Source organism: Halorientalis sp., from assembly GCF_028275115.1.
Taxonomy (GTDB): domain Archaea; phylum Halobacteriota; class Halobacteria; order Halobacteriales; family Haloarculaceae; genus Halorientalis.
This window is the reverse complement of sequence record NZ_JAQCNH010000075.1, coordinates 1-18,696: the sequence shown is the minus strand read 5'-3', so window position 1 is coordinate 18,696 and position 18,696 is coordinate 1. Positions and strand designations below refer to the sequence as shown.

Annotated in this window: 21 protein-coding genes and 1 pseudogene; 10 read left to right on the top strand and 12 right to left on the bottom strand. The window is 66.5% G+C overall.

Annotated elements, in window-relative coordinates:
• Window positions 1-116 precede the first annotated feature (116 nt).
• Together Q0964_RS10100 and tmcA are read right to left on the bottom strand one after the other, a co-directional pair.
• On the bottom strand, window positions 117-629 hold the full coding sequence (locus Q0964_RS10100) for a DUF456 domain-containing protein (RefSeq protein ID WP_299266792.1): 513 nt from the start codon (window positions 627-629) through the stop codon (window positions 117-119).
• Window positions 626-2,869: a tRNA(Met) cytidine acetyltransferase TmcA gene (tmcA, locus tag Q0964_RS10095; RefSeq protein ID WP_299266789.1), complete on the bottom strand. Its 2,244-nt coding sequence runs from the start codon at window positions 2,867-2,869 to the stop codon at window positions 626-628. The genes Q0964_RS10100 and tmcA overlap by 4 nt, the downstream gene beginning before the upstream one ends.
• Before the next feature lie 554 nt (window positions 2,870-3,423).
• Between tmcA and rpl7ae the strand changes: the two genes are divergently transcribed.
• From rpl7ae to ndk, 4 genes are read left to right on the top strand one after another with little or no spacing between them, the layout of a single operon-like run.
• Window positions 3,424-3,786 (top strand): 50S ribosomal protein L7Ae, encoded by a 363-nt coding sequence (rpl7ae, locus tag Q0964_RS10090; RefSeq protein ID WP_299266787.1) that lies wholly within the window; start codon window positions 3,424-3,426, stop codon window positions 3,784-3,786.
• A gap of 10 nt (window positions 3,787-3,796) precedes the next feature.
• The gene (locus Q0964_RS10085) at window positions 3,797-4,027 is read left to right on the top strand and encodes a 30S ribosomal protein S28e (protein WP_077204891.1); all 231 of its coding nucleotides are present in this window, start codon (window positions 3,797-3,799) and stop codon (window positions 4,025-4,027) included.
• The gene (locus tag Q0964_RS10080; RefSeq protein ID WP_299266777.1) at window positions 4,027-4,422 is read left to right on the top strand and encodes a 50S ribosomal protein L24e; all 396 of its coding nucleotides are present in this window, start codon (window positions 4,027-4,029) and stop codon (window positions 4,420-4,422) included. The genes Q0964_RS10085 and Q0964_RS10080 overlap by 1 nt, the downstream gene beginning before the upstream one ends.
• Window positions 4,423-4,899, top strand: coding sequence for a nucleoside-diphosphate kinase (gene ndk / locus Q0964_RS10075; protein WP_299266774.1), 477 nt, complete (start codon window positions 4,423-4,425; stop codon window positions 4,897-4,899).
• Between the two features lie 249 nt (window positions 4,900-5,148).
• On the opposite strand, the gene Q0964_RS10070 is transcribed toward ndk, so the two are convergent.
• The gene (locus tag Q0964_RS10070; RefSeq protein WP_299266771.1) at window positions 5,149-5,760 is read right to left on the bottom strand and encodes a metal-dependent hydrolase; all 612 of its coding nucleotides are present in this window, start codon (window positions 5,758-5,760) and stop codon (window positions 5,149-5,151) included.
• 112 nt (window positions 5,761-5,872) lie between these two features.
• Between Q0964_RS10070 and Q0964_RS10065 the strand changes: the two genes are divergently transcribed.
• Entirely contained in the window at window positions 5,873-6,256 is a 384-nt protein-coding gene (locus Q0964_RS10065; RefSeq protein ID WP_299266769.1) for a hypothetical protein, read from the top strand.
• Between the two features lie 13 nt (window positions 6,257-6,269).
• Here Q0964_RS10065 and Q0964_RS10060 read toward each other — a convergent pair whose 3' ends face one another.
• Window positions 6,270-6,491, bottom strand: coding sequence for a hypothetical protein (locus tag Q0964_RS10060; protein WP_299266766.1), 222 nt, complete (start codon window positions 6,489-6,491; stop codon window positions 6,270-6,272).
• Window positions 6,492-6,676: 185 nt separating this feature from the next.
• On the opposite strand from Q0964_RS10060, the pseudogene Q0964_RS10055 reads away from it, so the two are divergent.
• Window positions 6,677-7,030: pseudogene (locus Q0964_RS10055) on the top strand (RuBisCO large subunit C-terminal-like domain-containing protein); the annotation flags it as partial.
• Between the two features lies 1 nt (window position 7,031).
• Here Q0964_RS10055 and Q0964_RS10050 read toward each other — a convergent pair.
• From Q0964_RS10050 to Q0964_RS10040, 3 genes are all read right to left on the bottom strand, one after another.
• Window positions 7,032-7,913 carry an ATP-dependent ribose-1-phosphate kinase gene (locus tag Q0964_RS10050; protein WP_349254457.1) on the bottom strand — a complete coding sequence of 294 codons (882 nt, stop codon included), beginning with the start codon at window positions 7,911-7,913 and terminating at the stop codon, window positions 7,032-7,034.
• 10 nt (window positions 7,914-7,923) lie between these two features.
• A complete protein-coding gene (locus tag Q0964_RS10045) occupies window positions 7,924-8,424 on the bottom strand; it encodes a translation initiation factor eIF-2B alpha/beta/delta subunit family protein (protein ID WP_299266761.1) in 501 nt (166 codons plus the stop codon).
• Between the two features lie 81 nt (window positions 8,425-8,505).
• On the bottom strand, window positions 8,506-10,050 hold the full coding sequence (locus Q0964_RS10040; RefSeq protein ID WP_299266758.1) for an alkaline phosphatase family protein: 1,545 nt from the start codon (window positions 10,048-10,050) through the stop codon (window positions 8,506-8,508).
• 225 nt (window positions 10,051-10,275) lie between these two features.
• Here Q0964_RS10040 and Q0964_RS10035 point away from each other — a divergent pair, with 225 nt between their 5' ends.
• Genes Q0964_RS10035 through Q0964_RS10025 form a run of 3 tightly spaced genes read left to right on the top strand, consistent with a single transcriptional unit; the run spans window position 10,276 to window position 13,103 of the window.
• On the top strand, window positions 10,276-11,154 hold the full coding sequence (locus tag Q0964_RS10035) for a polysaccharide deacetylase family protein (RefSeq protein ID WP_299266755.1): 879 nt from the start codon (window positions 10,276-10,278) through the stop codon (window positions 11,152-11,154).
• 1 nt (window position 11,155) lies between these two features.
• Window positions 11,156-12,181 (top strand): lysylphosphatidylglycerol synthase transmembrane domain-containing protein, encoded by a 1,026-nt coding sequence (locus Q0964_RS10030; protein WP_299266752.1) that lies wholly within the window; start codon window positions 11,156-11,158, stop codon window positions 12,179-12,181.
• Between the two features lie 49 nt (window positions 12,182-12,230).
• Window positions 12,231-13,103: a hypothetical protein gene (locus Q0964_RS10025; protein ID WP_299266749.1), complete on the top strand. Its 873-nt coding sequence runs from the start codon at window positions 12,231-12,233 to the stop codon at window positions 13,101-13,103.
• Between the two features lies 1 nt (window position 13,104).
• Here the strand turns inward: Q0964_RS10025 and Q0964_RS10020 are convergent, their stop codons facing one another.
• From Q0964_RS10020 to Q0964_RS10010, 3 genes are read right to left on the bottom strand one after another with little or no spacing between them, the layout of a single operon-like run.
• Window positions 13,105-14,901 carry an ArnT family glycosyltransferase gene (locus Q0964_RS10020; protein ID WP_299266747.1) on the bottom strand — a complete coding sequence of 599 codons (1,797 nt, stop codon included), beginning with the start codon at window positions 14,899-14,901 and terminating at the stop codon, window positions 13,105-13,107.
• A 40-nt stretch (window positions 14,902-14,941) separates the two neighbouring features.
• Window positions 14,942-16,006: a methionine synthase gene (locus Q0964_RS10015; protein WP_299266744.1), complete on the bottom strand. Its 1,065-nt coding sequence runs from the start codon at window positions 16,004-16,006 to the stop codon at window positions 14,942-14,944.
• Complete coding sequence (locus Q0964_RS10010; RefSeq protein ID WP_299266742.1) at window positions 16,003-16,998, bottom strand: 5-methyltetrahydropteroyltriglutamate--homocysteine methyltransferase; 996 nt, start codon at window positions 16,996-16,998, stop codon at window positions 16,003-16,005. The genes Q0964_RS10015 and Q0964_RS10010 overlap by 4 nt, the downstream gene beginning before the upstream one ends.
• A 225-nt stretch (window positions 16,999-17,223) precedes the next feature.
• Between Q0964_RS10010 and Q0964_RS10005 the strand changes: the two genes are divergently transcribed.
• On the top strand, window positions 17,224-17,421 hold the full coding sequence (locus tag Q0964_RS10005; protein WP_299266741.1) for a hypothetical protein: 198 nt from the start codon (window positions 17,224-17,226) through the stop codon (window positions 17,419-17,421).
• A gap of 98 nt (window positions 17,422-17,519) precedes the next feature.
• Here the strand turns inward: Q0964_RS10005 and Q0964_RS10000 are convergent, their stop codons facing one another.
• Window positions 17,520-18,116 carry a HemK2/MTQ2 family protein methyltransferase gene (locus Q0964_RS10000; protein WP_299266860.1) on the bottom strand — a complete coding sequence of 199 codons (597 nt, stop codon included), beginning with the start codon at window positions 18,114-18,116 and terminating at the stop codon, window positions 17,520-17,522.
• Between the two features lie 145 nt (window positions 18,117-18,261).
• A partial coding sequence (locus Q0964_RS09995) for a 16S ribosomal RNA methyltransferase A (RefSeq protein ID WP_299266738.1) occupies window positions 18,262-18,696 on the bottom strand: 435 nt, incomplete at its 5' end.

Sequence of the window (18,696 nt, the reverse complement as noted above, 5' to 3'; positions counted from 1 at the left end):
CCGCCGCGTACAAATATTATCGCCGTCCTTGCTTTCAGTCGACGAGAAAGAATCGGCAAAACCCGACAGTCATGCAGAATTTTGGGCCAGATTTTCGACCGTCGGCAGATGTCGGGTTAGAGCAGCACGGCGAGCAGGAATCCCAGAACGAGCAGGGTCGTCAGCAGGAACTGTGCGACGGTACTGGCGAGCATTCCGGCGGTCGTGAGGACGGCCGTGCGCGCGCTGGCGGTGGCGTCGCCGGTACGGCGCACCTCCGCGAGAAAGACTACGCCGGCGACGCCCAGTAAGATGCCTACCGGACCGGCGACAAAAAACAACAGGAACCCGGCGACGCCGGCCAGCACCGTCGTCAGGTTGCCAGCGCCGCTGGCTTTCGCCGAGAGCGCACCCGCGAACCAGTCGACGACCACTATCAACAGCCCCAGAAGCGTCAGTGCTCCGAGGACGATCAGGCCGGGGTCAGTGTAGCCCGTCGACCACCAGTAGAGGTAGACACCCCCCAGCGAGAGGAGTGCCCCGGGAACGAGCGGGACGAGCGTTCCGAGGACGCCGACGAGCGCCAGTCCGACCGCGACCCACACCACCGGGTCGGTGCCGAGAACGGCCGTCAGTACGGGTCCGGTCATCTGTATCGGTCTGCCTCCGTCTGTGCCGCGTCGGAGCCGAACTCGTCGACGAGGGGTTCCATCGCGTCACCGAGGGCGCGCATCGCCTGGCCCGTGGAGTGGTAGTCGAGAGCCGTCGCAACCGCGTCCCACGGCCGGCCCTGTAGCGCTTTCAAAACCAGTAGCCGTTCCTCGCGGGACGTGAGGTCGAGAGCCGCAGGTCCAGTGAAGTACGCAGCCGCCAGCCGGCGGTACAGGCCGGGTGCCATGTCGAACAGGCCGGGACCGAACGCCGCGCTGGCAGCGTGTCGCCACTCCCAGTCGTCGAGGTCGGGTTCGGTGCCACGCTCTAGCGTCGAGAGGGCCGCCCGTGCCACGTCCGGGTCGAGGTCGGCCAACGGGTCTCCCAGCACGCCGCCGATGCGCGCGGCGAACTGCTCGACGTGGCGCTCGAACAGTTCGGTCCCCGCATCGCTCGTGGGGTCGAGCATCAACGCGGAGTACTCGCCGCTCTCGTCGTTACGCGTTGTTGAGAGGTGTACCGGCGTAAAACCGTTGTCGGCCCAGAACGACAGTAGCGCCGGAGTCGCGCCGTAACTGACGCCGAGCCAATCCACGTCGTCTGCGAGCCCCTCTCGGATGTCCGTGAGCAGGCACGACCCCAGGCCACGCGACCGCGCAGCGTGGTGGGTTGCAATCCGGAGGACACGGCAGCCGACCGGGACGCTGGCGCACTCGTCGCGGAGTTGCGTCGTGAGTACGTCCGGGAGCATGTTCCCGCGGATGCGGTCACCGTCGTACATATCGGCCCGCGTCTCGGCGTCGAGACCGCCCTCACGGGCCAGGAGTGCCACGGAGACGACGTGCCCGTCGTGTACCAGCGCGCGGACGGCGACGTTGGGAGCGTCGAGCAACCGCGCCAGGTCGGCGGGTTCGGTTCGGTAGTGTGCCAGCACGAGCAGGCCGAACGCCTCCCGGAGCAGGTTCTCGTCGGCCAGCAGCTCAGACGGTTCCAACGTGACGTGCTCGACGGTTTCGGGCCGCGCGTCGCCGACGAGCGGGTCGACCGGCGGACTGGCGTCCAGCAACAGGGCCCGGAACGCCCACACTTCGACCGGGTCGCCGGCAGCGTACCGAATCGGCTCTGCCATCCGGACCTCGGCGACCCCGTGGTCACTCTCCGCGAGGCGGTCACGAAAGCGGACGGAGAACCCCCGGCCAGCGCCCTCGTAGCCGTGGACGGTCGTGGTGAACGCCACGGCCGGTGCGTCGAGAAACGATTCGAGGACGTGAACCGGGAGGGCAGCGGCCTCGTCGACGACGACGGCATCGGGGGCCTCCGGCAGACTCTCGCCGGACGCGCTGGCCGCCTGGCGGAAGCGAACTCGTCCGTCCGAGGCGGTCAGTTCCTGGGGCGTCTCGGGGTCGTCGACGGTGACGAGGGCGTCGGCGGCGGCGAGACGCTCACGGGCACGCGAGAGGACTTCGGCGGCGTTGCGGTAGGCCGGGGCGACGACCAACACGTCCTCACCTGCGAGCGCGAGTGCTCCTGCGGCCAGGCCCGCGGCGCTCGACTTCCCACGTCCGCGGTCAGCCTCGACCACGACAGCCTCGCCGTCCTCGCGCAGCCGTTCGAGTTCCAGGACAGCCTCGACCTGGTCGGCGGTCAGACAGGCCTCGTAGATGGAATCGGGAAACGTCCGTCCATCGGGCAGCGAGAGCGCCCGCCGGTTGAGTGCGGGCGCGGGGTCGGTCAGTCCGTCGCGTTCGGTCCGCCCGGCGTCGATGTCGACGATGGCGACCCCAGGATGGGACCGGAGCGTGTCGACGAGACGGCGGCGAAAGTGACCAGTGACGGCCGACAAGTCGGCTGGTGGCGCCGCCAGTCCCTCGTCGAACTCGTCGCGACGGTCGGGCCACTCGTCCAGTGGCGGCGTCAGCAAGACAAGCAGACCGCCACCGTCCACGACGCCGACGGCCCGGCCGATTACGTTGGGTCGGCAGGCCGTGTGGAGGTCGAGTACGACGGCCTCGCGAGTCGTCCCGAGTAGTCCGGCCGAGCGCTTGGGTTGGAGGTGTTCGCAGTCGAGGGCGGGTTCGGGCCCGATCAGCGTCGCGTCGGACCGGCCGACCGCTGCGACGTCCAAGGCGTCGGCTGCGGCACGGCGCGTCCGGTCGGGACCGCCCGCGAGGACGAGGAGCCGACGCTCGTCGGCCTCGCGGGCTTCCTCTCGAATCCGCCGGACGACCTCGTCGAGCATACAGCTTCTTCGACGGGCCGCCGGCTTGTCTCTGGCGATTTCGACGGTTCTCGTGCCCGAACGCTCGACCGTCCGATTCTGGAGGGTCGAACCTGCCGACGCGACGGACGGCGCTCTGTGGGCGGCTCGGATTCGGTGCGCCAGTCGTGTAAGCACCCGTCACGAGTGTGTTCTGTTCCGAGTTCAAGGCCGCCAACTCGGCGGCGGGGAGCCCCGGACCGCTGGCGCCGACATCGTCCCACGGCTCCAGCGGTGCGCTTTCGTTCGCTACGTGTCAGGATTCACGACTGTGGCCCGAGCGGTGCCAGCTGGCCCGAAAACGATATGCGGACACCTGACACGGGTGTAGCGGCATCGAAAGCGCTTTTAGCGGGGGATAGCCAATGAAGGGATACAGCCTGCGCGGGGTTGATGATGCTCCTAGCCTCTCAGGACTTTGCCGTCGGCCACGATGGTCGAGCTCTTTCGCCGTGACTGCGGCGGAGACCCATCGTCTCGGGCTGGCGGTTTCTCAGGCGGGGGAGCGCGAGCCCACGCGCAGGAGGTGAATACCAATGTCAGTATACGTCGATTTCGACGTCCCAGTCGACCTCGCCGAGGACGCCCTCGAGGCTCTGGAGGTCGCACGGGACACAGGAGTTGTAAAGAAGGGAACGAACGAGACGACGAAAGCCATCGAACGCGGGAACGCGGACCTCGTGTTCATCGCCGAGGACGTCCAGCCCGAGGAGATCGTCATGCACCTGCCCGAACTGGCCGCCGAGAAGGACGTGCCGTACCTGTTCGTCGAGTCCCAGTCGGACGTGGGTCACGCGGCGGGACTGGAAGTCGGCAGTGCCGCGGCGGCAATCGTCACGGCTGGCGAGGCCAGCGGCGATGTCGACGACATCGCACAGAAGCTCGAGGACCTCCAGTAGGTGACTCGATATGAGCGCAGAAGAAACTGAAGACGACGGCGGCTCGACGCCCGCGGAGGTCATCGAGGTCGTCGGCCGAACCGGGATGCACGGGGAGGCCATGCAGGTCAAGTGTCGTATCCGCGAAGGCGAGAACCAGGGCCGCATCATCACTCGGAACGTCCTCGGTCCGGTGCGTGAGGGCGACGTACTACAGCTCCGGGAGACGGCCCGCGAGGCCGACCAGATCGGTGGACAATAATGCCACGAACCCGCAAATGTGACTTCTGTGGCGGCGACATCGAACCCGGCACGGGCACCATGTTGGTGCAGAACGACGGCTCGACCGTCCACTTCTGCTCGTCCAAGTGCGAGAAAAACGCCGACCTCGGCCGTGAAGCCCGCGACGTGGGCTGGACCGAGGCCGGCCGGACGGCCGGCGGCAAACGCGCCGCCGAGACGGCCGACGAGCCGGAACCACCCGAGACCGAGGACGAACCGGAACCCGAGGACGACGAGGACGCAGACACGGTCGAGGGTTCGGGCGCGGCCCCCGATCTCGAAGACGCCGAGTCCGGCGCCGTCCCCGACCCAGAGGACGAGGCCGACGAGGACGAGGAAGCCGACGAGGCCGACGAGGAGGAGGCCGAAGCATAGATGAGTCACGACGAGCGTACGTTCGTGATGGCGAAACCTGACGCCGTCCAGCGCGGCCTGATCGGCAATATCATCGGCCGTCTCGAAGGCCGCGGTCTGAAGCTCGTCGGCGCGAAGTTCATGCAGATCGACGAGGCCCTCGCTCACGAGCACTACGGCGAACACGAGGACGAGCCGTTCTTCGACGGCCTGGTCGAGTTCATCACGTCCGGTCCCGTGATGGCCATGGTCTGGGAGGGCGCCGACGCCACCCGGCAGGTCCGACAGATGATGGGGACGACCGACCCCGCCGAGGCCGCACCGGGGACGATCCGGGGCGACCTCGGTCTGGACCTCGGGCAGAACGTCATCCACGGCTCCGATCACGAGGACCCCGGCGCGAACGAGCGGGAGATCGACCTGTTCTTCGACGAGGGAGAACTGGTCGACTGGGAGAAGTCGGACGCCGAGTGGGTGTACGAGGACGTCGACCACTGACCGGTGACGCGCACGAACGCGTGTCGGAGGAGTGGTCGCGTTCGAATCGAAGCTTCTCAGCGCTCCGTTCGACGACCGAACGGCGACCGACAGCACCGCCGGAGAACCGCTCGCCTCGGTTGCGAACCTGACGACAGCGAGTACGGGCAGCGTATGCAGCGTCCACCGGACCGCTGGTGCAGAAGACGGGGCGAATAGGGGCCAATCGTGCGTCGTCGGTGGTAGAGTCGGGGCTGGATACCGGACCCGTCAGCTGTCCTCTGGCCACTCGCGGACGGGAAGGCGACTCGCTACTAGTTCCGGTGCGGTCCGCCTGACGACGGCAGTGATATCCCACAGCCGTTTCCGGACCAGCACGTAGCCCGCGGAGACGACGAGAGCGGCGACCGCCAGGACCCGGTTCGGGCCGGGGCCGAGCACGAGCATGGGGAGGGAAGCGAGCGTGGCGACGGCGAAGTCCTCGGGTGCGCCGTCGTAGCGAATCCAGCGGCGGGCCCGGAGCCAGCGGCCACGAACGTGGTCGTAGACGGCCCGGTCGGAAGTACGGAGCCAGGGTCGGGGTTCGGTACTCCCCCCGGCGGCGTCGGTCGTGGCGTGAACACCGGCGCCGACGGCGAAGGCGGCGAGAGTGATCGTCGTGGCAGAGGGAGCAGTGACGCCGACTGCGACCACGGCCAACGTTCCGACCGGAGCGAGGACGGGGAAGTGGAACGTGCGTCGGTGCTCGAAGACCAGGTCGAGGTCCGGCAGGAGGCCGCCGACGAAGCCTGCGGCCACGGCTGTCGGGGCGACCGATGGGGCGAAAAACAGGGTCGCGCTGGCGAGGGCGGCACCGACGAACGCGTGGGTCGTCGCCATCATGCGGAATCGAACGGAGTTGCGGTTCGACGGGCAAGACTGTTGTGGCGGAAATCCGGCCGCGAGCGCGTAGTTCCGTGGGTAACTATTTAGACGGGCGACCAATATCGGGACTATGCGCGACGACCGGTTCGGGCGGTTCCGGAGCGACGAGCGCGGGGGGGCTTCCCTCGCAATCGGCGGCGGGTCACTGTTCCCGTTGCTGGTCGGACTCGTCATCGGTGGTCCGATTCTGGCAGCGCTGGTCGGAGCGGCCCTCCGCCGGGAACGTGCCTTCGACTTCGTGGCGACGGCCGGGGCGTCTCTTATCGCCGTGTTCGCGCTGACCGGGACGACCGGGTTCGCGGCTCACTGGACGGTTGTCGGTGTTCTGGCAGTTCTAGCAGTCGTCGCCGGTCATCTGCTCAGTTTCAGGGACGACCGGGCGAGTCTGGTGGTCGTCGGATGTATCTACGCCGCGCCGGTCGGGTTGGCGATGGCGGTGCTCCTGACGCTGTGACGGCGGGCAGCGGTCACTCGGTGAAGATTTCGACGGACGCCTCGACGAGACAGATGACGGTCACGACGAACGTCGACAGGAGACACTCGAGCAGCGACAGGAACACGCGGTAGGCGTGTGCGACCAGCCGACCGAACTGGTAGATCCGCCAGAGCCCGCGCAACAACGTGGCCCGCTCCGGATCGTCTATCTGACTGAGCATGCGCGAGACACGGACTGCGGGCGCAGTAGTCATCGTATTAGCATCTTCCACCAACCGACCTCTTACACGTTTCGGCTCGCTCGACCACAACCCGGCGGCAGATTAAGAGTCCGGGCCGACCGAGGTCGCGGCATGCCCGGCATCAACTACGAGGACTGCCTCGACCTCGGCTCCGAACCCCGTGACTCAGAGTCGGTCTGTACGTTCGCCGTCGAGCCGACCAGCTCCACACCGGCACTGCGGGCCCGGGCAAACTCGAAAACGAGGACACCGCGGGAATCAACGAGTGGCTCTACTCGGACCTCCACGGCCTGAACGACACGTTACCGGTGGTTTCGGGCGGCCTCCACCCCGGTCCCGTTCCGGAGCTGCTCGACCGGGTTGGGACGAACGTCTGCGTGCGGGCCGATGGGGGCGTCCACGGCCACCCCGACGGGACGCACGCCGGCACGAAAGGACTCCGTGCAGCCGTCGACGCGGCCGCTGTGGGGGCGGACATCGAGGCGAAAGCCCGGGACGTTCCGGAACACGCCGCGGCAGTCGAGTTGTGGGGGACGGAGACGCCGCGGTGAGCTAGCCGTCGAGCAGGTCGTCCAGCCGAGCCGGAGACAGATTCGCGCGAGGACCCCGCTCGCCAGCGGCCAGCGCGCCACACGCGTTACCGACGGCCAGACAGCGGTCGTAGTCCGGATCCGTTCCGTCGAGCCACACCGTCAGGAAGCCGGCAGCGAAGGCGTCGCCCGCGCCGGTGGTGTCGACGGCCCCGACGGGGAACCCGTCGTGACTCGCGTAGTGGCCACACGGCGTCAACACTTCCGCACCGGCCGCGCCGTGTTTCAGGACGACCGTCTCGTCGAGGCTGTCGGCCGGCCCAAAATAGTCCTCTATGGCCGTCGCCGCCTCGCGCTCGTTGACGAACACGAGGTCGGCTCGGGCGAGCGGGGCCGCGAAATCACGGGCATCGATACGACGGCCAGGGTCGAAACTCACGCGCAGATCGTGGTCGTGAGCGCGGCCGGCCAGTGCTGCGGCTGTCGCCGGGTCCTGGCTCGTCAGGTGCAGATGGTCGGCGGCTGCGAGGGTGGTGTCGTCCAGGTCGTCGGCCTGGAAGGCTTCGTTGCCACCGTCGTTCCCGAGGACCGCGACTTCACCGTCTGAGTCGACGACGAGGTACTTCACTGCGGTCTCGGCGTCCGTAGTCACCAGCGGGTTGCAGTCGACACCGACCGATTCGAGGGCGCGAACCGCGAGGCGGCCGTTCTCGTCGTCCCCGACGCTGCCGAGGACCGTCGCCGCACAGCCCAGCGTCGCCAGACCGGTCGCGACGTTACAGGCACTCCCGCCCGGTGCCCTGGACTGGTCAGTGATGGTGGCTTCGCCGTCAGCCCTCGGCAGACGGTCGACCGAGAGGGTCACGTCCCAGTTGACGTGTCCGGCACAGATCACACGCGCCACGGGACACCTCTCACGCCGGTCCCTCCCAGGGCCGGACAGTTGCCTCACCGAACAGTTCGCACAGCAGCGTGACGATGCCCTCCGGCGGACACTGCCCCCGTTCGGCGACGATAGCGTCAAGATGCTGCGGCGGTGTCACGTCGAACGCAGGGTTTTCGACGGCTATTTTCCTGACGTCGGCGCGGGTCTCGTCGTCGATGACCTCGGCCTCGTCACACATTTCGATCTCGGCGGCGTCGACGGCGGACCGTCGGAGTTCCTCGACCGTGGTGCCGTCCATCCCCTGGAAGACGAAACGGGGGGCGTTGGCCAGAGAGACGGCAGTCGGCCGGGTGTCGTAGAGTTCGCCGGCGGCCGCGTGCATCTCGATTCGGACGCTATCGGCCGTCTCGGCGTCACTCGTTTTGGCCTGGGCGGCGAGGGCGTCGGCGACGGTCGTCGCACCCCGGCCCTCCATCGACGCGATGTCGGCGGCGACGGACTCGACCGCTGTGACGACCGCTCTCTTCATGTCCCGCTATTACGCGGCCGGTCCTGAAAAACGGCCGGGCAGTCGAGGTGCGCGGAGCCGGCCACGGCCAGTGTGTCCCACTTACTCCATGTAGCCCAGTTGCTGCAGCCGGTCGGTGACCGCCGCGTCGTCGCGGGTGTCGTCCTCGTCGGCGAGTGTGACCGGGTCGCGGGTCGTCCAGTCGGGGTCGTCGGCGAGGATGTCCAGCACGTCGCCAGTCATGTCTGCGGGCACGTTACACCCGCTGGCGACCAGCAGCGTCGGGGCGATGTCGAGGATACTGATATCGTCTATCTGTCCCGCGTCGGCAAAGTCCGGCCCGGAGGCGAGAAAGATACCGTTAGGCGTGTTCTCGGCGGCCCAGCGGTCTGGGCCGGTCCGAACGACGCCGCCGCCGACCCCGTCGTTGACGTGGACGCCGGGCCGCTGGTCGACGACCACCTCCGGGGCGTCGTCGAGGTAGGGCCCCTCGTACAGTTCTTCGCCGCGGTACACGTCGGTGAAAATCCGGCCGTGTTCGTCCTCGACGGTCGCGAGGTCGGCCATCAGTTTTTCGCGGACGGCCTTGGTGTCGAAGTCCGGATTCAGATAGATGGGGCCCTGTGCGCTGGCGACGGCCTTCGTCCTGTCGAGGTCGACGGCCTCCAGTTTCCGGGAGCGCTTCAGCCCCGCGCTCTGTGGCACCAGTTGCTGGATGCGCTCGGGGACGACCCTCGCGAGAACGTCGACCGCGCCGACCCGCTTGGCGGCCGAAAGAACGGTCTCGCGGTCGATTCCGACGCGCTTGAGCGCCCCGTCGACGGTCTGTGTGCGCGTCTGGTAGCCGTTCTCGGCGAGCCACTCGTTGACGTAGAACTCCGTCTGTGTCGCGGCGGAGCCGTGGTCGGACACGAGAACGAGATTGGTGTCGTCCAGACCGGCCAGTCGACCGACCCACTCGTCGACGAGTTCCCAGGCGCGCTTGCTCGGTCGTTCGTCCCAGAAGAAGTGGTGGATGACGTTCAGGTAGAACAGCGTGACGTGGACGAAGTCGAGTTCCTCCTCCTCGAACAGCGAGAGGGCGACCTCGAAGCGCTTGTCGAGCAGGTCGAGGATGGCCTCGACTTCCGCGCCGCGTTCCTCGTTGGAGGAGAGCAGCGGGTCGGGGTGGACGCGATAGTCGAAGCGGTCCTCCAGGTCGGCCGCCAGCGACTCGGGGGCGGTGTAGCCCGAGGAAATCGATCGGTACTCGCCCGCGACTGCGTCGGGACCGCCGGCGACGACCGGTCCGTCTATCTCGCGGGGCGGGTACATCGTCGGCATGTTGACGACACCGGCACTCTGGCCGGCGTCGTTGAGGTAGTCCCACAGCTCGGCGGTGTCGTAATCGCCGCCGTTGACGACTTCGATGACGCCGTCCTCGAGGTCGACCCGCTCGAACCAGAAGACGCCGAACCCGCCCGGGTCCTTGCCGGCGGAGTAACACTTCCAGTTCGGGAACGTGACGGGCGGCAGGCAACTCCGGTGTTGTGCCCAGGTCGACTCCGCCCGGAGGGCCGCGAGGTTCGGGAGGTCGCCGGCCTCGATCCAGGGGTCGAGCAACCGCCAGCTCGCCCCGTCGAGGCCCACGACGAACGTCCGTGTCATATCCACGTCGATGACACGGATGCAACTATGTCTTTCCGTCCGCGTTCGGGACGGAACTCGCTACAGTACCCGCGAACCCGGGACAACGACAGCTTGAAGTGAGCCGACCTAAGCCACTTCACCAGTGACCGTCGTCGACCGCGACACGTCGTCTGCCCCACTCCAGCCACCGGCTACGGCTATGTTCGAGCCCCGGCCGCAGTCCCGCCCACACGGAGGGTGTCGATGAGCGACCGCGCCGTTCTCTCCGTCGACTTCGAGCTGTTCTCACAGACGCCAGCCTACCGCAACGCGGCCGGCGAGACCACGAAGACGGGCGTCGGACTCGCGGGCGGCGAGTTCCTCCGCGAGACACTCGCCGCACACGATGCAACGGCGACCTGTTTCGTCGTTTCGGCCGTCGCCGAGGCGTTTCCCGACGCCGTAGCTGCACTGGCCGACACCGGCTTCGAGATCGCCTCACACACCCACACACACCGTCACCTCTCCGAGCTCTCGGCGGCCGACTGTCGCGAGGAGATTACGCGCTCGAAGGCTGTTCTGGAACGCGTCACCGACGAACCGGTGTCGGGCTTTCGCGCGCCGTCGTTCGAGTTCGGTCCGAACCAGTTCGCGGCGCTGTCCGACGCGGGGTACCGCTACGATTCGAGCGTCGTCCCGAGTCGGGCGATTCCGGGCTGGTACGGGGGTGAATTCGGTCTCCACAGACCGGCGCCCGCGACGGTGGTCGACCCGGCCGCGCCGACGGGGCTGGCTGAGTTGCCCGTGAGCGTCATGCCGGGCCTGCGACTCCCGTTGACCGGAACCTGGATCCGTTTTTTTGGGCCGCGCTACACCGTCCTGGGCATGAGACTGCTCGCCCGACGTGGAATCACGCCGATACTGTACGTCCACCCGTGGGAACTGGTCGACCTGCCCGCGGTCGAGGGCGTCCCGAAGCGCGTCTACTACCGCACCGGAGTGTGGATGCGTCGGGCAGTCGAACGCATCCTCGACCAGCCCTTCGAGTTCACGACGGCTGGCGCCGTCGTCGCGGATGCCGTGGCGACGGACCCGGCGGCCGAAACGGCCAGTGGTGCTCGGGAGTCACCGGAGGGACGCTAGCGTGTCCGAACGCACCCGTCGCGGAGTCGCGGTCACGCTGTTGCAGTACGCGGTGGGGCTGGCGGCACTGGCGTGGCTGGTGACGCAGGTCGACGTCAGGAACGTTCTCGGCCTGCTGGGAACCCTCGACGCCGCGACGGTCGGTCTGGTGCTGGTCGTGAGCGTGGCGGGGTTGCTGGCCCGGTTCTACACCTGGTACGTCGTGAGCCGGCCGTTCGGCGACGTGCGCTACCGTGAGGCCGCCAGCGCGGACCTGATCGTGAAGTTCGTCAACCAGTTGCTCCCGTCGCGGCTCTCGGGCCGGGTCGCCGCGCCGTTCGTCATCCGGAGCCAGACTGGGATCAGCTACGCCGACGCGACGGCGACCGCCGGCGTCCACACCGGCATATACGCGGTGTACTACGGCCTCGTCGCGCTGGTCGGGGTCGGTTTCGTCTTCGGTCGACTCCCCTGGGGCCTGCTCGCACTGGTCGGCCTCTCGACGAGTCTGTACGTCGCCGCCGGCGGGTTCGTCCTGCTCGCTGGCATGAACCTCGAATTGCTGGACCGGCTGATCGAGGGCCTCGCGGGGCTGGTCGCGAGCGTTCCCCGGGTCGGCGGCCGGATGGCTGAGCGGCTGCGCGACGGCAGCGAGTTCACGACCGATTCGACGGCTTCGTTCCGAGAACTGACGACCGACCCGCGCGTCTGGGTCCACTACGGGGCAGGGTGGCTCGGTGCACTCGTGCTCGCGCCCGGCCTGCGCGTCCTGCTTCTCCTGTGGGGCTTCGGCGCGAACTTCGAGCCCGTCGCGTTGCTCCCGCTCGTCCTCGTCGCGGCGTACAGCGTCACGCTGCTCCCACTCACGCCCGGCGGGGTCGGGGTCACGGAAGCGACGGCGACGGCTGTGTTCGTCGCGCTTGGCGTTCCCGGCAACGTGATCGTCGCGGTGATCCTGATCGACCGGTTCCTCGGCACGTATCTTCCGGCGGTCGTGGGCTGGTACCCGTCGCTGAAACTGGACGTGTCCTCCCTGGCCCCGGAGTAAATTACGACAACGTATACGGGTTTAGACTGCGATGTCTCGGTCACCGAACATGCGCGCGATGTCGGGGACGATCGATTGGGGGGTAGCGAGCCTCGGGCTCCAGATGGTCGGGTCCGTGCTGCTCGCACTCGACGTGTTTGCAGTGCCCGTCAGAGAGACGATCCACGGGATAGCGAGGAAAGGATACTACACATGGCTGTGGCTCGCTCTCGCCGTGCTCGTGGTGCTATCGATGCTACGACCGACGGGAATCTCTCCGGTCAGGGGTCTCCTGTGGCCACTTCGAGTAGCTCTGTCACAGATGGGGTTCTCGTCGCTGATCGAGGTGCTCCCGGTTCCGCACGCGAGCAGCGTCCGACCTCCGGCCGTCTCTGTTTCCGAGAGGATCCTCGAGGCATTCGAGTCACTACCGCTGTTCGGGTGGTGGGTGAGCGTCAGTGAATCACGGCTCCCTATCTTTAGCATCGCCACGGTGGACCGAATCCTTACAGCCCCGCTCGTGGTCGTGGGCCTCCCCCTGGCGACACTGTATCTCTTCGGTCTGTACTTGTGGAATCGAAAGAAGGAAAATGACGCACCGTTCGTCCCGCTGTCCGAGTTCGTCCACGGGGACGATACGCCTGTTAGCTCAGAGCTGCGTCCGTTTCTCTCCGAGGCCATTCTTTCGGTCCCGATACCGCTCTGTTTGACCGGTGGGCTGTACCTGCTGGCCGTTCTTCCACAGGTGGCGGCGAGAGTACTCGCAGACATTCTGCTGCTGACTCTCCTCGCAGTGTCGCTGTTCGTTCCCGTCGCGCCGCTGGCAGTCGGCTACTATCTCGAAGACGACGGCTACGTCACGTCGGGGCCCCGATTCGCGGGGTTTCTGCTGCTGGCAGTGGGGTTCGTCACCGAATTCTGTTACACACTCGCCACCGCCTGAGTCAGAACGGCGGGAATCGACCGTATCCGCACTCGCCCTCCCGTCGCAGGATAACGGTGTACTGGTTCTCCGCGAGTTCCTGCTCGTCGGCGAACTGGTCGGTCTGGGGGACCAAGCCGACGTGGAACAGGTCCGTCAGCGACCCCGGCGTCGGTCGGTCGGGCACGAACTCCGGCGGGCGCGGCCCGAACTCTTCGACGATGCGGTAGTCGTACTCGCCCGAGAGGAGCTCTCGGAAGTACTCCCGCTGGTCCTCGCCGTTGCGATAGTAGGTGCCGTTTTTGAGATAGAGCAGGTCGCGATAGCCCAGTTGGATGTACTCGGGACAGCCGACGATAGCGGCGTCTTCCCGGTCGGTCTCCGGCCCGAACAGGTGGTTGATCCGCATGTCGTGAGGGACGGCGGCGTCCTGGAAGTCGCGTCGGTACACCTCCATCGTGGCGTTCTCGTCGGCGTTGTTACGGAGCCACTCGGTCGCCTGATCGCGAGGCATCGAGGCGTAACTGCCGACGCCGACGCCGGCGTAGATTCCGGTCGTCACCAACAGGAGAGCGACCACCGGCGTCCCGACCGAGGGGTTTCGCTCGCGCAACCGACGCAGCGACACCGCGAGCAGGAGCGCGACCAGCGGGAAGGTCGGCAGCAGGTGGTGGACCCGGAAGTCGTGCCACCCGGAGAACAGGCCGAGGTAAATCAGGAGAGGGACGACGGTTAACAGGAGTGCCGCTGTACTGGTCGCTCGGTCCCGCACCGACTCCAGACTGGCCGCGACCCCGACGAGTGCCGTCAAAAAGAGCGGCAGCCCGAGTGCGCTGAAGTACCCACGCAGGAACCACCACCAGGTCGGTGCGGTCGGGCCGGTGGTGTTGGTCCCGCGGGCGGCCGACTGTTCGAAGATTCGGGCCAGGAACAGGTCGACGCCGCCGACGAGGAACGTCGGATAGCCGACCAGAATTGCGATCAGGCCGAACAGCCCCCCGCCGACGACCAGCCACGGCTGATACAGTGCTCGGTACCACTCACTGTCGGCACGGCGGGCACGCAGCAGGTATGCGATCCCGATCAGGAAGACGATGGGCCCGGCCGTCAGCTTGAACGCAATGGCTGCGCCACCGGCCGCGCTGGCGGCAAGAAACGTCGTTCCGTCACCGGTCCGGACGTAACGGACGATCAGGTACAGCGCGAGCAAAAAGAAAAAAAGGGCGGGCATATCCTCGCCGCCTTCGTGAGCGATGGTGAGAAAGCCGAAGGTGAACGTCAGGATGAGAGCGGCCAGTCTGGCCGTCGCCCGGTCGCGCAGTGCCGTCCCAAGCCGGTAGGTCAGGTAGACCGCGCCGACGGCAAAGGCGGCGTTGAACAGTCGGACGAACACGAGACTCCACGTCCAGATCCACTCGGGCGTGGCGTGCCAAGCCGGGTAGAAGCCGAACTCGGGGTCGGGGTACCCGAGCGAGGTGAACGCCGACAGGTCGCCGGTCAGGACCGACACGAGCAGGACGGGCAACAGCGCGAGCCCGAACAGGTAGAGCGTCGGCCCGAACGGCACCCGACTCCACTCGACGCTTCGCTGGAGCGTCTCGATACTGGGGTCGGCGACCGTCCGGCCCATGGGGACCATCGCGTCGAGCAGGCGGCTCTTTTCGTCTCTGGTCGCGAAGTTCGGGATGCGGTGCCAAAACCAGAAGCTACAGAGCACGACCGCGAGCACGATGATGAACGGCAGGTACGGGTCGGACCGGATGTCGTCCGCGACCTGGGCGCGGACGCGGCCGAGGAGGGCGCGAATACGGGAGGCCATATCCGACTCAATCCGCGACTGCGGTAAAAACGGAACGGAGTCAGTCGCTCGTCGGCGCGGCCAGTCCCGCGTCGACCTCGCCGGCGTCGAGTTCCTCCTCGACCTCGCGTGCGGCCTGCACCATGTTCTCCATCTTGCCGTAGGCCACGTCGCGGGGCAACAACTTGAGGCCACAGTCGGGCGAGACCGTCAGCCGCTCCGGGGGGACGACCTCGAAGCCCTTGATGATGTTCTCCTTGATCTCCTCGACGGGTTCGACTTCGGCGGCGTGTGCGTCGACGACACCGAGTGCGAGGTCCTTCGTGAACTCGTGTTCGGTGAACACGTCGAGTTGCTCGTAGTTGCCGTTACAGAGTTCGAGGTCGTACTCGTCGACGGGGTAGTCGAGCATCTCGGGGTAGATGCGCGAGTAATCGCCGTAACAGACGTGGAGACCGACGCGCACGTCGTCGGGAATATCGTCGACGATGCGGTCCAGACACGCGCCGACGATGGCGTGGTCGTCCGGGGTGGTCGCCAGCGCAGGCTCGTCGATCTGGATGTACTTCGCGCCGGCGTCGACCAGAGATTCGATCTCCTCGTTGACGAGGTCGGCTAGGTCGTATGCCAGTTGTTCCCCGTCGTCGTAGACCTCGTTGAACGACCAGTTCGCGAGGGTGTAGGGGCCGGTTATCGGCACCTTCACCGGACGCTCTGAGACGGTGTCGGTGAACTCGAACTCGTCGACGAGCCACTCGTCGCCGTACTCGACTTCTTCGACGACCGAAGGCTTGTCGAAGTAGTTGTGACCCCAGACCTTCACGCGGCCGTTGAACTCGTACCCCTCGATCAGGTGGGCGAAGTACTCGACCATCTCGTTGCGGCGCATCTCGCCGTCACAGATTACGTCCATCCCGGTGCGCTCGTGTTCTTCGGTGACGAGGCGAGCGGCGTCGTCGGTGGCTTCGGCCCAGTCGTCCTCGTCGAACCCCGCGCTGTCGTCTTCGAGGAGTTCGCGGGCACGGTCGAGCCACTTCGGCTTCTTGTAACTGCCGACGACCGTCGTTAGCAGGAAGTGGTCGGTCGGGTGGTTCTCCGGACGGAACTGTTCTCGGGTGTCGCTCATGCGGAAATCACCTCGCTGTTTACGGCCGCCAGCGCGTCCAGTTTCGCCTCGTACTTGTTGGATGGTAGATAGAACGTTGCGGTGTTGATCGTCGCGTAGATCGTCTCGAACTCCGTGCTGGGGGTGTTGTCGTCGACCCACTCGATGCGCTCGGCGATGGTTTCGGGCTCCTCGACCAGCGTGTTCTGGCCGTCGACGATGCCGAGCGCCACGTCGGATTTCGTCCCGTACTCGCTGATGTTGTAGACGTTGTCCTCGTGGTCGGCCACGAAGTCGAAGCCGATGGCGTCCACGTCAGCGTCCATCAGGTACGCGTACACCTTCTCGTCCAGTGCGCCCCAGTAGCTCTGTGCGACCACGTCGGCGTCGGCGGCGCTCGCCACCGCGTCGATGGCTTCGCTGGCGCGCTCGTCCGCGCCGTCGTCGGGCGGGTTCTCGACCAACGACGGTTCGAGCAGGAACAACGTCTCGACGTTGGGGAACTCGGCGACCTCGTCGGCCAGGAAGTCAGCGACGGCGTCCAGGAACGCGGCGTCGTCGCCGTAGTGGTCGTCGGTCGCGAGGTCGGCCAGCGAGTAGGGACCGGGCAGGACCGCCTGCAGACCCGATTCGACCTGTTCGCTCGCGGCGTCGAGCTCGGCCGCCACGTCACCGGTCGCGGCGAGGTCCCCGGTGACGACGGGCTCCCGGTAAAAGTTGTTGTTGTCGTAGTAACGGACGATACCGCGCGTTTCGACGGCGTCGGCGACAGCGAGCGGGTGGGCAATCATGTCGTCCCACCGGCCCTGCCCCTCGACGACCCGGTCCAAACCAACCGACTGCTGATGGTCGAGATGTTCGCCTTGGACGCGGTCGTACGTGTCCTCGATTTCTGCACCCTCGGTACCGTCGATCAGATCGGCCTTCTGATGGCCTTTCAGATCGGATAACTCGTCTTTCGCCCAGTCGGGCAACGGGAACAGTCCCGGTGTCGTCGTGACTACCTTCGCCATTGGAATACCGTAGGAAATGACGCCGTTTAATATTTGCTAATCGATTTGATGTTCCCGAGTTATACGTCGCGACTCCGTGCCCGAAGCGCCGGCCCGTCGGTCGCTGCTACCGAGTTTTCGAGAATTAAATTTTCTCGTTCGTAATCTTAAAGTATGTTTTGTTCCAGGAAACGCGGGTGGTTAATCATCTCGTTTATAATGCAGGTCCGAATACCGACAGGTGGCATGAAACGAACTGCCATGAAAGCAATCCTCGCCGTCCTGGCGGGGGTGTTTGGGGTTGGTACAGCAGCAGCACAAACAGGGGGAGACGGCGGTCTCCAGGCGACGATTCGGGAACTGCTCGTCGGCTTCGTTCAGAAGCTACCGCCGGAACTCCAGTCGGTGATCTCCGACTTTCTCCTGAACAGCGGCCTCCTGTAATCGGTTCTCGACGGGGGCAGAGCGAAGCTAGTTCGGACCGTCCGACGGTCCTTTTTTCCGGTCGATAACGTGTCGAGTCCGATGTGACAGCGACCGACTTAGTTCGTCGTCTCGTCCGTGGAACGTCCGGGAACGAGCGCCAGCACGACGAGTCGCTCGAAGGGGTGGCTTTCGGCGGCGACTTCCTCGGCGGAGAGCCCCCGTTTTGCCGCGTACTCGACGACGGCGTCGAGTCCGGTGAGCGTCGAAACCAGCAGCAGGACCCGGCCGGCAGGCGCGAGGACCCGACCGACACCGTCCAAGAACGGTTCGATAACCGCACGCCCGTCCTCGCCGCCCGAGAGCGCGTACTCCATCCAGTCGTCACGCTCGTCTTCGGGGGGCGTCGGCAGATACGGCGGGTTGAACAGCACGGCGTCGAACACCCCATCGCGGAAGGGATCGGTCAGGTTCGCCTGCACGACCGGGATACCGCTGTCACGGGCATCACGACAGGCCAGCGGGTTGAGGTCCACGCCGACTACGTCGGCCCCGGCGTCCTCGGCCACGGCCGCGACGTGTCCACTCCCGGTTCCGACGTCCAGCACCAGGTCACCGTCCCCGACGCGCTCGGCGGCTGTTTCGGCTAGCAGCCGCGAGTCTTCGGCAGGCTGATACACCTGGTCCAGGTCACGACGTTCCACGAGGTCCGTCATCGCCTCGAATGCCACCCCCGGAGCGTACTCGGAGCCGCCGCGACCGACGCCGACCTCCACTGCCACCCAGTAGCGGTCACCGTGACCTGTGCAGGCCGGATATCGAACGGCTTCTCGAGGGCCCCGACGAGCGAGACCGCAGGGCTCACGGGTCGCCCACCTCCCACGCCAGTCGTGCCAACCGGGCGAACTCCGCAGGCGTGACTTTACCCGCGCGCCGTCCCATCAGTTCTGCGTCGGCCGCATCGACGACGGCGCCGGGATCTCCGAGTCCGGAGATGTGCGCCGTGTTCCGGACCGCGTTCCGCATCGTTTTCCGACGCTGGGTGAACACGGCAGTGACGAAATCGAGGAAGAAGTCGTCGCCAGGAACCCCGTAGTCCGGGTCACGCGGTCGAGCGCGGACGACGGCGCTCTCGACGGCCGGCGGCGGCGAGAACGCCTTCTTTGGAATCGTCTCGACGACCTCCACGTCGGCGTAGTGGCCGGCGGTCACCGAGAGTCGGCCATACTCGTCGGTTGCCGGTTCGGCGGCCATACGCTCGGCGAACTCCCGCTGGAACGTCAGGACGAGCGGGCG